Annotated in this window: 10 protein-coding genes; 8 read left to right on the top strand and 2 right to left on the bottom strand. The window is 65.4% G+C overall.

Going from position 1 to position 12,771, the window contains the following annotated elements:
- The first annotated feature begins 22 nt into the window (after positions 1–22).
- From OKW40_RS13315 to OKW40_RS13300, 4 genes are all read left to right on the top strand, one after another.
- Complete coding sequence (locus OKW40_RS13315; protein ID WP_429490126.1) at positions 23–1,540, top strand: DegQ family serine endoprotease; 1,518 nt, start codon at positions 23–25, stop codon at positions 1,538–1,540.
- Positions 1,541–1,818: 278 nt separating this feature from the next.
- Positions 1,819–2,313 (top strand): carboxypeptidase regulatory-like domain-containing protein, encoded by a 495-nt coding sequence (locus OKW40_RS13310; RefSeq protein ID WP_429490124.1) that lies wholly within the window; start codon positions 1,819–1,821, stop codon positions 2,311–2,313.
- 147 nt (positions 2,314–2,460) lie between these two features.
- Positions 2,461–2,841: a DUF427 domain-containing protein gene (locus tag OKW40_RS13305; protein WP_429490123.1), complete on the top strand. Its 381-nt coding sequence runs from the start codon at positions 2,461–2,463 to the stop codon at positions 2,839–2,841.
- 34 nt (positions 2,842–2,875) lie between these two features.
- Positions 2,876–3,598: a CoxG family protein gene (locus OKW40_RS13300; protein ID WP_018421687.1), complete on the top strand. Its 723-nt coding sequence runs from the start codon at positions 2,876–2,878 to the stop codon at positions 3,596–3,598.
- A gap of 107 nt (positions 3,599–3,705) precedes the next feature.
- Here the strand turns inward: OKW40_RS13300 and OKW40_RS13295 are convergent, their stop codons facing one another.
- Positions 3,706–4,701: a helix-turn-helix domain-containing protein gene (locus tag OKW40_RS13295; RefSeq protein WP_429490121.1), complete on the bottom strand. Its 996-nt coding sequence runs from the start codon at positions 4,699–4,701 to the stop codon at positions 3,706–3,708.
- A 170-nt stretch (positions 4,702–4,871) separates the two neighbouring features.
- Here OKW40_RS13295 and OKW40_RS13290 point away from each other — a divergent pair, with 170 nt between their 5' ends.
- Entirely contained in the window at positions 4,872–5,510 is a 639-nt protein-coding gene (locus OKW40_RS13290) for a cysteine hydrolase family protein (protein WP_184058304.1), read from the top strand.
- Between the two features lie 92 nt (positions 5,511–5,602).
- Here the strand turns inward: OKW40_RS13290 and OKW40_RS13285 are convergent, their stop codons facing one another.
- Entirely contained in the window at positions 5,603–6,244 is a 642-nt protein-coding gene (locus tag OKW40_RS13285; RefSeq protein ID WP_184058302.1) for a TetR family transcriptional regulator, read from the bottom strand.
- A 428-nt stretch (positions 6,245–6,672) separates the two neighbouring features.
- Between OKW40_RS13285 and OKW40_RS13280 the strand changes: the two genes are divergently transcribed.
- From OKW40_RS13280 to OKW40_RS13270, 3 genes are read left to right on the top strand one after another with little or no spacing between them, the layout of a single operon-like run.
- Positions 6,673–7,896: an efflux RND transporter periplasmic adaptor subunit gene (locus OKW40_RS13280; protein ID WP_429490119.1), complete on the top strand. Its 1,224-nt coding sequence runs from the start codon at positions 6,673–6,675 to the stop codon at positions 7,894–7,896.
- A gap of 18 nt (positions 7,897–7,914) precedes the next feature.
- The gene (locus tag OKW40_RS13275; RefSeq protein WP_429490118.1) at positions 7,915–11,145 is read left to right on the top strand and encodes an efflux RND transporter permease subunit; all 3,231 of its coding nucleotides are present in this window, start codon (positions 7,915–7,917) and stop codon (positions 11,143–11,145) included.
- Between the two features lies 1 nt (position 11,146).
- The gene (locus OKW40_RS13270; RefSeq protein WP_184058296.1) at positions 11,147–12,667 is read left to right on the top strand and encodes an efflux transporter outer membrane subunit; all 1,521 of its coding nucleotides are present in this window, start codon (positions 11,147–11,149) and stop codon (positions 12,665–12,667) included.
- The last annotated feature ends 104 nt before the right edge of the window (positions 12,668–12,771 follow it).

Below are 12,771 nucleotides of genomic sequence, written 5' to 3'. Positions count from 1 at the left end.
TTTCTCCAGTCAGGAGCTCATGATGAACGCGAAAACCTTGTCCCGCGGCGCCGTTGCGGTAGCTGTGGCCGCTGCGCTTTCAGCCGGCTATGTGGCGGGCCATCGCGATGTGCCAGCACCGCAGATCATCTCGCCGGCGCAAGCCGCCGCGATGATGCCAGCCGAAGCAGCCGCCAAGACCGGTATCCCCGATTTCTCCGGTCTCGTCGAAACCTACGGTCCGGCCGTCGTCAACATCAGCGCGAAGCACGTGGTCAAGCAAACCGCGATGCGTGGTAATGGCGGCAACCTCAACGGCAACCAGCTGCCGATCGATCCGAACGATCCGTTCTATCAGTTCTACAAGCGGTTCTTCGGCGGCGTGCCCGGCATGCAGGGCGGCGATGGCGGAGACGCGCCCGACCAGCCGAGCGCGAGCCTCGGCTCGGGCTTCATCATCAGCAATGACGGCTACATTCTGACGAACGCGCACGTGGTCGATGGCGCGAACGTCGTCACCGTGAAGCTCACCGACAAGCGCGAATTCAAGGCGAAGGTGGTCGGTGCCGACAAGCAGTCCGACGTCGCCGTGCTGAAGATCAACGCGAGCGATCTGCCGACGGTGAAGATTGGCGATCCGCGCCAAAGCAAGGTTGGTCAGTGGGTCGTCGCGATCGGCTCACCGTACGGCTTCGACAACACCGTGACCTCGGGCATCATCAGCGCGAAGTCGCGTTCGCTGCCTAACGAGAACTACACGCCGTTCATCCAGACCGATGTGCCGGTGAACCCTGGCAACTCGGGCGGTCCGCTCTTTAATCTGCAAGGCGAAGTGATCGGCATCAACTCGATGATCTACTCGCAGACGGGCGGCTTCCAGGGCCTGTCGTTCGCGATCCCGATCAGCGAGGCGATCAAGGTCAAAGACGATCTCGTCAAGACCGGTCACGTGAGCCGCGGCCGCCTCGGCGTCGCGGTACAGGGCTTGAACCAGACGCTCGCCGAGTCGTTCGGCATGCAGAAGCCGCAAGGCGCGCTGGTCAGCTCGGTCGACGCCAACGGGCCGGCGGCCAAGGCTGGCTTGCAGCCGGGCGACGTGATCCTGTCGGTGAATGGCGACGAAGTGAGCGATTCGACGGATCTGCCGGCGAAGATCGCAGGTCTCGCGCCGGGCAGCTCGGCGACGCTGAAAGTGTGGCGTGATAAGGCCAGCAAGGACGTGAAGGTGACGATCGGCTCGTTCTCGGACGCAAAGGTTGCGTCGGCGAACAAGACCGATCAGCAGGCCCAGTTGCAAGGCCGTCTCGGCGTCGCGGTGCGGCCGCTGACGCCGGAAGAGAAGAGCAGCGCGTCGGTGTCGCACGGTCTGCTCGTACAGCAGGCAGGCGGCGCGGCGGCGAGTGCCGGCATCCAGGCGGGCGACGTGATTCTCGCGGTCAATGGCCGTCCGGTCACGAACATCGATCAGCTGAAGCAGATGATTTCGGGCGCAGGCAACAGCATTGCGCTGCTGATCCAGCGGGATAACGCGCAGATTTTCGTGCCCGTAGATCTCGGCTGATCCAGTATCCGGGCGGTTCGAACGGATCGCCCATCCCAGTTTGAGCTGTAGTAGCGATTGCCGGTCCTTTGCATTTACTGCAAGGACCGGTTTTTTTTCGCCTGTCCGCCCCGTGCTACGGCGAGCAGCGCGGACAGGGCGAAACGCGCCACGCGGCTTGTTGCCACGGTCGCGCATGTCCAGTCGACGCAACCGGATGGTTGGCACGCAGGTTGCTTCGACCTTGATTTGGGCCTGTTCGGGGACTGGGCAAGGACTGCAACAAGGAGAGCGAACCGATGAAAACCCAACGCAATCAGCAAAGGATCGTAGCCGTCGCGCTGTGTGCGGCGCTCGCGCTCGGACTGGCGGGCGGTGCGTACGCGCAGCAGGCGGGCGTGACCGGTGGCTCGACGACCGACAACACCAGCGCGGGCAACACCAACGGCGGCGGTCTGCCGCAAGTCCAGCAGCAGGGCGACGTGTCGTACGTGTCGGGCGGCGTCGGCCTCGACGAATCGCGGGCGTTGCGACAAGCGCAAAGCCAGTGGCCACTGACGTTGCGCTTCACCGGACCCAACGCCGAGTTTCTCGCGGATGTGCACGTGCGTATCGTCGATGCCCATAACGGCGAAGTGCTGAACACGACGTCGCGCGGACCGTTCATGCTGGTGCGCTTGGGCCCCGGCCGCTATACGGTGCACGCGAAATACAACGACAGCGAGCAAACCCGCTCGGTTAGCGTGCCGGCGCACGGCAACGTCAAATCCGCGTTCATCTGGAACGCGAAGTAACGGGTCGATCGGTCCGCCGCCGCGCAGCAAGCTTGCGCAATCGGCCGAAGTTTGGCCGATAATGAAGCCACGGGCCGCTCCCGTGGCTTTGCCGTTCGGGCGGCAATAGCCGGCAGTGCAGCACCCACCCCATCACGGAGCCTGGACATGAGCGATGCGTCGACATCTGCGGGACGGCTGGACGGCCATACCATCGTGATCCGCGACAACGGTCACCGCGTGCGCGTGATTCACGGCGGCGTGACGATGGCCGACACCCAGGCCGCGCTGACGCTATCGGAGACCGGCCTCGCCGACGTGTTCTATTTCCCGCGCGAGCACGTGAACATGGCCCGGCTCGAACGCTCGACGCACACGTCGCATTGTCCGTTCAAGGGCGACGCGTCGTACTTCCATCTGCGCACCGAAGATGGCGTGATCGAGAACGCGGTGTGGTGCTACGAGGCGCCGTTCGAGCCGGTCAGTCGCATCAAGGGCTATCTCGCTTTTTACGCATCGCGCGTCGACCGCATCGATCAGACGTCCTGATCCCGCAGTCGGCGCGTTCATCGGGGAGGTTGTCATGGAACTGAACGACGCGTTACGGATTCCGCTGGCGCCGTCCGAGGTCTGGGACGCGTTGCAGGACCTCGCGCTGTTGCGTGCCAGCCTCGACAACTGCGAGTCGTTCGTGCGTCTCGCCCACGGCGAATACGCGCTGACGATGACCGTGCCGCTCGGCCCGTTGCGCGCGCATTATCAGGCGCGCGCGCACGTCGCCGGCCAGGATTCCGGCCCGGCGGACGCGCAGCGCCGCACCATCAACTTCAAGGCCTTGGCCGAGGGCATCGGCGCGTTGCGCGGTCAGATCGAAGTGCGTTTGCGCGCGGACGAGGGGCGGGAGCGCGGCACGCGCATCGACTACACACTGTGGGCAACGTCGTCGGGACCGCTAGCCGAGCTGCCGACGCGCCAGCTCGAGAACGCCTTGCGTCAGATCGCCGACGATTTTTTCGCCGAGTTCGACGCCGTCGTGCGCGCCAAGCACGGCAAAGGGCCGAACCGCGCGCGTGGCACGGCGCCGCGTCGCCAGTACGTGTTTTTGCGGCCGATCACGCTCGGCGGCATCGCGCGGCGAGCGCGCATCGAGCACAGCCATGCGCTGTCGGGGCGCGCGGCGAGCGCGTCGCATAGCTGGTCGCATCACGAGCCCGGTCAGCATGTCGTGCCGTACTGGGCGTGGGCCGGGATGATCTTTCTGGTCGCACTATTGTTGTATGTCGCGCGCTGGTTCAGCGAGCATTGAGGCCGCGAGCCGCGCGCAGCCCCTGATGGAACGCGCGACAAACATCCCGCGCGACTACGAAATCCCGGTGACGCACTACGAAATAGCGGTGCTCCCGCCGCCTTCATCTAATCCCCGCGAAACTCCCGCCGCCAAGCGCTCGGCGACGTGCGAAACGCGTCCGCGAAATGCTGCCGCAGCGATGCGGCCGAGCCGAATCCGGCGCTCGCCGCGATCGCTTCGACCGACCCGTCGGTGCTTTCCAGCAGCTGTTGCGCACGCGCGAGCCGCTGCGCGAGCAGCCACGCGCCGACGGTGGTGCCGGTCGCGAGCCGGAAGCGCCGCGTGAAGGTGCGGCGGCTCATCAACGCGCGCGCGGCGAGCGTGTCGAGCTTATGCGGCGTGGCCAGGTTGCCGCTCACCCAGTCGAGCAGGCCGGACAGGCGATCGCCGCGCGGGTTCGGCGGCATCGGCTGCTGCACGTATTGCGCCTGGCCGCCCTGGCGATGCGGCGACACGACGAGCCGGCGCGCGACGTGGTTCGCCACCCGCGCGCCGCAGATCTTGCGCAGCACGTGCAGGCAGCAGTCGAGGCCGGCGGCGGTGCCGGCCGAGGTCAGCAAGTTGCCGTCGTTGACGTACAGCACGTCGGCGTCGAGCCGCACGCGCGGGTAGCGGCGCGCGAAGTCGTCGGCCCAGGCCCAGTGCGTCGAAGCGGGCCGTTCATCGAGGATGCCCGCGGCGGCCAGCACGAAAGCGCCGAGGCATAGGCCGACGAGCAGCGCGCCGCGCGCATGCGCGGCCCTCAGCGCGTCGAGCAGCGCGTCGGGCGGGGTTTCGGCGGGATCGCGCCAGCTCGGCACGATGATCGTCTGCGCGTCGGCAAGCGCTTCGAGTCCGTGTATGACCGCGATCGAGAAGCCCGCGGTCGTCGCGAGCGCGCCTGTCTCCGCGGCGCAGACGCGGAAGTCGAAGTCGGGAACACCGCCGGCGCGACGGTCCTCGCCGAACACGACGCACGGCACCGACAGATGGAACGGGCTGATGCGGTCGAACGCGACGACGGCGACGACGTGGCGCGGCGCCTGAACGGAGACGTCGTCGGAAGATGCGAAGGTGGTCATGTCGGGCGCCTCATGAAAGCCATCAGTATGGCCCGATCCTAGCGAAGGTTGTCATCCGGGCCGCTGTCGACAGGCGGGCAGCGGAGCAACAATGCCGTCATTGCCGTTGCGCCGCGGCCACCGCGCTGGGCGCGCACCATCGACCGCTTTTTCTGACAAGGAGCCTTGCCATGAGCACACCCGCGCCGCGCCGTGCGCTGATCGTCATCGACGTGCAGAACGAATACGTGAGCGGCGACCTGCCGATCGAATTTCCGGACGTGCGCACGTCGCTCGCCAACATCGGTCGCGCGATCGATGCAGCGCGCGCCGCCAGCGTGCCGGTCGTGATCGTGCAGAACGTCGCGCCCGCCACCTCGCCGCTGTTCGCGCGCGGCAGCGCGGGCGCGGAACTGCACACGGTCGTGAGCTCGCGCGCTCATGATCATTTCGTCGAGAAGTCGCTGCCGAGCGCATTCGCTGGGACCGATCTGGGCGACTGGCTCGCCGCCCGGCAGATCGATACGCTGAGCGTCACCGGCTACATGACCCACAATTGCGATGCCTCGACGATCAACCACGCGGTGCATGCTGGCCTCGCCGTCGAGTTCCTGCACGACGCAACCGGCTCGGTGCCGTATGAAAACAGCGCGGGCTTCGCGAGCGCGGAGGAGATTCATCGCGTGTTCAGCGTGGTGCTGCAGTCGCGCTTCGCGGCGGTCGCGAGCACCGATCAATGGATCGCGGCGCTAAAGAGCGGCGCGCCGCTCGATCGCGGCAACATCTATGCGTCGAATCAGGCGGCGCGAGCGCGCCGAGCGGTTGCCTGAACCCGGCGCAGGGGCGGTGGTCCGGTCCAAAAACAGAAACGGGCGGTTCACCGAACCGCCCGCTTTTCCAATCCGTCACCCTCGCGCGCCTTCTACGCCGCCTTCCTGCGCAACGCCGGACTCAGGCGCAAGGCGTCGAACATCGCTTCCACCATCTGCTGCGCATGCGCGCCGAAGTCGGTCGCGTCGGGCAAAAACAGCATGTCGCGCAACGAGCCGCCGACGAACGCGTGGACCATCGCCGCGGCAAGCTTCGTGTCGAGGTCGGCGGGCATCTGGCCTTTGGAGATCGCATTGCGCAGACCGCCCTCGATCTTCGCGAGCCCCTCGCGCATATTGGTCTGATACCGTTCCATCACCGGCCCCATGTCTTCGACCAGCTCGCACTTCAGAAACAGGATGTCGAACACGCGGCGGCGGCGCGGATCGTTGGCGGTGTCGCGCAGGCAGACGATGCAGACTTCCATCAGTCGCCCGAGCGGGTCAGCTTCGTTGGGATCGAGCGACGCCGCCTTCAGTTCGTCGAGCGGCAGCAGCACGCGGTCGAACATTTCGGTGAACAGCTCGCTCTTATGCGCGAAATGCCAATAAATGGCGCCGCGCGTGACGCCCGCGGCCTGGGCGATATCGGCCAGCGACGTGCGCGATACACCCTTCTCGAAGAAGACCAGTTCGGCCGCGTCGAGAATCCGGTTGCGCGTCTCCAGCGCCTCTTCTTTGGTTCTTCTGACCATATTGGTGTAGCCTGCGCTGATCCTGGGGTTTATGCGGACAGTTTTAAGTCAGTCTGATGACGCTTTGACTACTTCTGAGGCGAATTGCGACGCGAATCTGCGGTACCCCAGCCTCGGAAGATATAAATGCACTTTTACATGCATTCATGGATGTATATATAATAGCACCCCACGATCGGATAGCCCAAGCCGTGACGAGCGGTTAATATCCGTCACTGTTGCCTTTCGAAAGCGCTTTCGCGGCCGCCAAACGGCGGCGTTGCGCGGCATTCCCCGGTATGGCGCATTCGTAGCAGGGTGCCCTGCAGGCGCAGGTTTGCATCCATGGGCTTCCGGTCGAGCGTCGCGAGACGCTTGTGTGCGCTGTCGTCCCCGGGGTAGGGATGCGCGCACTTTTTCATTACTCAGTCTTTGACAGAGGTCGCTCCATGCGCGTCGAACGGGTTCCATTCCGCTTAATCAGTGCCGCGACGGCTGCCATCTTGCTGGCGGCGTGCGGACCAAAACAATCTGCCCCGCCGCCACAGACGCCCGAAGTCGGCGTCGTCACCCTCCAGCCGACGACCGTGCCCGTCGTCACCGAACTTCCCGGCCGTACCAGTGCCTTCCTCGTCGCGCAGGTGCGCGCGCGGGTCGACGGCATCGTGCTGCGCCGTGAGTTCACCGAGGGTAGTGAGGTCAAGGCCGGCCAGCGTCTGTACAAGATCGATCCGGCGCCGTACATCGCGTCGTTGAACAACGCGAAGGCATCGCTCGCGAAGGCGCAGGCAAACCTGGTGACGACCACCGCGCAGGCCAATCGCTACAAGGTGCTGGTCGCGGCGAACGCGGTCAGCAAGCAGGACTACGACAACGCGGTCGCCGCCGAAGGCCAGGCCGCCGCCGACGTCGCCGCGGGCAAGGCCGCGGTCGATACCGCGCAGATCAACCTCGGCTATACCGACGTGACCTCGCCCGTGACCGGCCGGATCGGCGTGTCGCAGGTCACGCCGGGCGCCTTCGTGCAGCAGAGTGCGGCCACGCTGATGGCCACGGTCCAGCAGCTCGACCCGGTGTACGCCGACCTCACGCAATCGAGCCTCGAAGGTCTGAAGCTGCGCCGCGACATGCAGGAAGGGCGTCTCAAGACGACCGGCCCGGGCGCCGCGCAGGTCACGCTGGTGCTGGAAGACGGCCGCGTCTACTCCGAGAAGGGCAAGCTGCAGTTCACCGACGTGACCGTCGACCAGGGCACCGGCTCGGTCACGGTGCGCGCGATCTTCAAGAACCCGAACCACGTGCTGCTGCCGGGCATGTTCGTGCGCGCGAAGATCGACGAGGGCGTCAACCAGAACGCGCTGATCGTGCCGCAAGTCGGCGTCACGCACGACCAGAAGGGTCAGCCCACCGCGCTCGTCGTCGGCAACGACAACAAGGTCGAGCTGCGTCAGCTCGTCACCTCGGGCACCTTCGGCTCGTATTGGGTGGTCTCGGACGGCCTGAAGCCGGGTGACCGCGTGGTCGTCCAGGGCACCGACAAGGCGCGTCCCGGCCAGCAGGTCAAGCCCGTGCCGGCGCAGCTGCCCGGCAACCCGGCTTCCGACGCCGCTGCAAACGGCGCCCAGACAGGTCAACCCGCGGCTCAGCCTGCCTCCGCCGCTTCGGGCGCGTAATAACAGGGAGCCCGCCTCATGGCAAAGTTCTTTATTGATCGCCCGATTTTTGCATGGGTGATCGCCATCATCCTGATGCTCGCGGGTATCGCGTCGGTGTTCACGCTGCCGATCGCGCAATACCCGACCATCGCGCCGCCGTCCATCCAGATCAGCGCAACCTATCCGGGTGCTTCGGCGAAGACGGTGGAAAACACCGTTACGCAGGTGATCGAGCAGCAGATGAGTGGTCTTGACCACCTGCTGTACCTCGCGTCGACCTCGGACGACTCAGGCACGGCCACCATCACGCTGACGTTCGCGGCCGGCACCAACCCTGACATCGCGCAGGTGCAGGTGCAGAACAAGCTGCAGCTCGCCACGCCACTGCTTCCGCAAGCGGTGCAGCAGCTCGGCACCAAGGTCACGAAGTCGAGCAGCAGCTTCCTGATGGTGATGGCGTTCGTGTCGACCGACGGCAGCATGAACAAGTACGACCTCGCGAACTACGTGGCGTCGAACATTCAGGATCCGATCAGCCGTATCGACGGCGTGGGTACGGTGACGCTGTTCGGCTCGCAGTACGCGATGCGGATCTGGCTCGACGCGAACAAGCTGAACAACTTCGGCCTGACGCCGCTCGACGTCTCCTCCGCGCTGCAGGCGCAAAACGTGCAGGTCGCGGGCGGCTCGCTCGGCGGTACGCCGTCGGTGCCGGGGCAGGTGCTGCAGGCCACGATCACGCAGGCCACGCTGCTCAATACGCCCGAGCAGTTCGGCAACATCCTGCTGAAGGTGAACCAGGACGGCTCGCAGGTGCGTCTGCGCGACGTGGCGCGCGTGGAACTGGGCGGCGAAAACTACAACTTCGACACCAAGTACAACGGTCAGCCGACGGCAGGCTTCGGTATCCAGCTCGCCACGGGCGCGAACGCGCTCGCCACCGCGAAGGCGGTGCGCACGAAGATCGCCGAACTGTCGAAGTACTTCCCGCACGGTCTGGTGGTGCAGTACCCGTACGACACGACGCCGTTCGTGCGCCTGTCGATCGAGGAAGTGGTCAAGACGCTGCTCGAAGGTATCGTGCTGGTGTTCCTCGTCATGTACCTGTTCCTGCAGAACCTGCGCGCCACGCTGATTCCGACGATCGCGGTGCCGGTGGTGCTGCTCGGTACCTTCGCGATCATGAGCGTGGTCGGTTTCTCGATCAACGTGCTGTCGATGTTCGGTCTCGTGCTCGCGATCGGCCTTTTGGTGGACGACGCGATCGTGGTGGTGGAAAACGTCGAGCGGGTGATGCAGGAGGAGGGCTTATCGCCTCGCGAAGCAACCCGCAAGGCGATGGACCAGATCACCGGCGCGCTCGTTGGCGTGGCGCTCGTGCTGTCGGCGGTGTTCGTGCCGGTGGCGTTCTCGGGCGGCTCGGTGGGTGCGATTTACCGGCAGTTCTCGCTGACGATCGTCGCGGCGATGGTGCTGTCCGTGCTCGTCGCGCTGGTTCTGACGCCGGCGCTGTGCGCGACGATCCTGAAGCCGATTCCGAAGGGTCATCACGAAAAAGCCACCGGCTTCTTCGGCTGGTTCAACCGTACCTTCAACACCAGCCGCGACAAGTACCACTCGGGCGTGCACCACGTGATCAAGCGCTCGGGCCGCTGGCTCATCATCTACATGGTGGTGATCTTCGCGGTGGGGCTGTTGTTCGTGCGTCTGCCGAAGTCGTTCCTGCCTGACGAAGACCAGGGCACGATGTTCGTGCTGGTGCAAACGCCGTCGGGTTCGACGCAGGAAACCACCGCCCGCGCGCTGAAGGACGTGTCGGACTATCTGCTGAACGACGAGAAAGCGATCGTCGAATCGACCTTCACGGTGAACGGCTTCAGCTTCGCGGGTCGCGGCCAGAACGCGGGTCTCGTGTTTGTGCGGATGAAGGACTACGCGCAGCGTCAGCACGCGGACCAGAAAGTGCAGGCACTGGTTGGGCGTCTGTTCATGCACTTCAGCAGCTACAAGAACGCGGTCGTGTATCCGGTCAATCCGCCGTCGATTCCTGAACTCGGCACCGCGGCGGGCTTCGACTTCCAGCTGCAGGACCGCGGGGGTCTCGGTCACGCGAAGCTGATGGAAGCGCGCAACATGCTGCTCGGTCTGGCGGCGAAAGATCCGACGCTCGCGCAGGTGCGTCCGAACGGCCTGAACGATACGCCGCAGTTCAAGGTGAGCATCGACCACGAGAAGGCTTCGGCGCTCGGCGTGTCGCTTGCCTCGATCGACCAGACGTTCTCGATCGCTTGGGCCTCGTCGTACGTGAACAACTTCCTCGACACGGACGGCCGGATCAAGAAGGTTTACCTGCAGGGCGACGCACCGTTCCGGATGAAACCGGAAGACGTGAATGCCTGGTTCGTGCGCAACGGCGCGGGCGCGATGGTGCCGTTCTCGGCCTTCGCGAGCACCGAGTGGACCTACGGTTCGCCGAAGCTCGAGCGCTACAACGGTATTTCGTCGGTGGAAATCCAGGGTGCGGCCGCGCCGGGCAAGTCGACCGGTCAGGCGATGGCGGCGATGGAACAGATCGTCACCAAGCTGCCGGCGGGAGTCGGCTACGAGTGGACGGGTCTGTCGCTGCAAGAGCGTCAGTCGGGTTCGCAGGCGCCAATCCTGTACGGCATCTCGATTCTCGTCGTGTTCCTGTGTCTCGCGGCGCTGTATGAAAGCTGGTCGATCCCGTTCTCGGTGATCATGGTGGTGCCGCTCGGCGTGATCGGCGCACTGCTGGCCGCGACGCTGCGCGGGCTCGAGAACGACGTGTTCTTCCAGGTGGGTCTGCTGACCACCGTGGGTCTGTCGGCGAAGAACGCGATTCTGATCGTGGAATTCGCGCGAGAACTGCAGCAGGGTGGAGGCATGGGACCGATCGAAGCCGCGCTCGAAGCGGCGCGTCTGCGGTTGCGTCCAATCCTGATGACCTCGCTCGCGTTCATTCTCGGCGTGCTGCCGCTCGCGATCAGTAACGGCGCGGGGTCGGCCAGCCAGCACGCGATCGGTACCGGCGTGATCGGCGGCATGTTGACGGCGACCTTCCTCGCGATCTTCATGATCCCGATGTTCTTCGTCGTGATTCGCGCGAAGTTCGGCGGTGAGAAGGAAGACCCGGATGAGGCGCTGCGCCACTATCAACAGCACCATCCGCACGATCCGCAAGGCGGCGCGGCGGGTGGCACGACCGACGGCTCGGATGGCAATGGCTCGGGCAAGGATGGGCATTGAGATGCAAAAACACTCTTTGATTGCAGTGGCGGTCGCGCTGCTCGCCGCGGGTTGCACGCTGGCGCCGCACTACCAGCGGCCCGCCGCGCCCGTGACGGCGACTTTCCCGACGGGCGGCGTGTACGACCAGCAGCCGGGCGCGCAGGGCGCGCGCGGCGCGAACGGCCTGGCTGCCGGCGACATCGGCTGGCGCGACTTTTTCGTCGATCCGCGTCTGCAGCAGCTGATCGAAATCGCGCTGAAGAACAACCGTGATCTGCGTGTGTCGGTGCTGAACATGCAGGCGTCGGCGGCGCAGTACCGTATCGTGCGCGCGGGCCTGTTCCCGACGCTCGACGCCGCGGCTTCGCAAAGCCGGCAGCGCACGCCGCGCGATCTGCTGGCGTTGCCCAACGGCCCGACGATTAGCAACACGTATTCGGTGGGCTTGAACGCGTCGTGGGAAATCGACTTCTTCGGGCGCGTGCAAAGCCTTAAGGATCAGGCGTTGGCCACGTACCTCGGCACCGCGCAGGCGCGCAAGTCCGCGGAAATCGCGCTGGTGTCGCAGGTGGCGAACCAGTACATGACGGTGCTCGAACTGGACGATCTGCTGAAGGTCACGCAGAACACGCTGAAGACGGCGCAGGAGTCGTTTCGGATCACCAAGCTGCAGTTCGACAACGGCACCGGTTCGGAACTCGATCTGCGCCAGTCGCAAACGGTTGTCGAAACCGCGAGCGCGGACCTGCAGGCGCAGATGCGTTTGCGGGCTCAGGCTGACAACGCGCTGGTGTTGCTGATCGGCGAGCCGTTGCCGGCTGATCTTGCGCCAGGCCTGCCGCTGAGCGACCAGAGCCTGCTCACGGATATTCCGGCGGGCCTGCCGTCCGATCTGCTGACGCGCCGTCCCGACATCATGGAGGCCGAGGAAAATCTGCTCGCGGCCAACGCGAACATCGGCGCGGCGCGCGCCGCGTTCTTCCCCAAGGTCACGCTGACCGGCAGCGCCGGCACGCTGAGCCCGACGCTCGGCGGGCTGTTCAAGCCGGGTTCGGCGGCGTGGAGCTTCGCACCGTCGATCACGCTGCCGATCTTCGAGGGCGGTCAGAACATGGCCAACCTCGATCTCGCCAACATCGAGAAGAACGTGCAGATCGCCACGTATGAAAAGGCGATCCAGACGGCCTTCCGCGAAGTGGCGGACGGGCTGGCCGCGCGCGGCACGTACGACGAGCAGATCGCGGCGCTCGAGCGGGATGTCGCGGCCGAGCAGCGCCGGCTGGATCTGTCGACCCTCCGTTATACGAACGGTGTCGACAGCTATCTTTCGGTGCTGACCGCGCAGACCTCCTTGTACGTAGCTCAGCAGGCGCTGGTCACCGCGCGCATGGAACGTCTGCAGAACCTGGTCACGCTGTACCAGGCGCTCGGCGGCGGCTGGATCGAGCACAACGGCGACCAGCCGCGTCCCGCCGACGCGCCGGTCGATTACGGTGCGGCGAGCGCACCGGTCGCGGCTTCGGCGGCGACGGCAGGCTAAGCGCTGCGGCTCGACGAACCGCTGAAGTGAAGCAAAAACGCCGCGGCATGCCGTGGCGTTTTTGTTGATTCGCGGCGTTCGGTGCCGCTCGCCGCATCATCGCT

It is taken from the genome of Paraburkholderia sp. RAU6.4a (genome assembly GCF_050435625.1).
Classification (GTDB): domain Bacteria; phylum Pseudomonadota; class Gammaproteobacteria; order Burkholderiales; family Burkholderiaceae; genus Paraburkholderia; species Paraburkholderia tuberum.
This window is presented reverse-complemented; position numbering and strand designations above follow the sequence as displayed.

Coding starts and splice junctions, on each gene's coding strand:
- OKW40_RS13300 (WP_018421687.1), top strand. CDS start 2,876: ATGGAACTGAACGACGCGTTACGGATTCCGCTGGCGCCGTCCGAGGTC.
- OKW40_RS13295 (WP_429490121.1), bottom strand. CDS start 4,701: ATGACCACCTTCGCATCTTCCGACGACGTCTCCGTTCAGGCGCCGCGC.
- OKW40_RS13290 (WP_184058304.1), top strand. CDS start 4,872: ATGAGCACACCCGCGCCGCGCCGTGCGCTGATCGTCATCGACGTGCAG.
- OKW40_RS13270 (WP_184058296.1), top strand. CDS start 11,147: ATGCAAAAACACTCTTTGATTGCAGTGGCGGTCGCGCTGCTCGCCGCG.
- OKW40_RS13280 (WP_429490119.1), top strand. CDS start 6,673: ATGCGCGTCGAACGGGTTCCATTCCGCTTAATCAGTGCCGCGACGGCT.
- OKW40_RS13315 (WP_429490126.1), top strand. CDS start 23: ATGAACGCGAAAACCTTGTCCCGCGGCGCCGTTGCGGTAGCTGTGGCC.
- OKW40_RS13275 (WP_429490118.1), top strand. CDS start 7,915: ATGGCAAAGTTCTTTATTGATCGCCCGATTTTTGCATGGGTGATCGCC.
- OKW40_RS13305 (WP_429490123.1), top strand. CDS start 2,461: ATGAGCGATGCGTCGACATCTGCGGGACGGCTGGACGGCCATACCATC.
- OKW40_RS13285 (WP_184058302.1), bottom strand. CDS start 6,244: ATGGTCAGAAGAACCAAAGAAGAGGCGCTGGAGACGCGCAACCGGATT.
- OKW40_RS13310 (WP_429490124.1), top strand. CDS start 1,819: ATGAAAACCCAACGCAATCAGCAAAGGATCGTAGCCGTCGCGCTGTGT.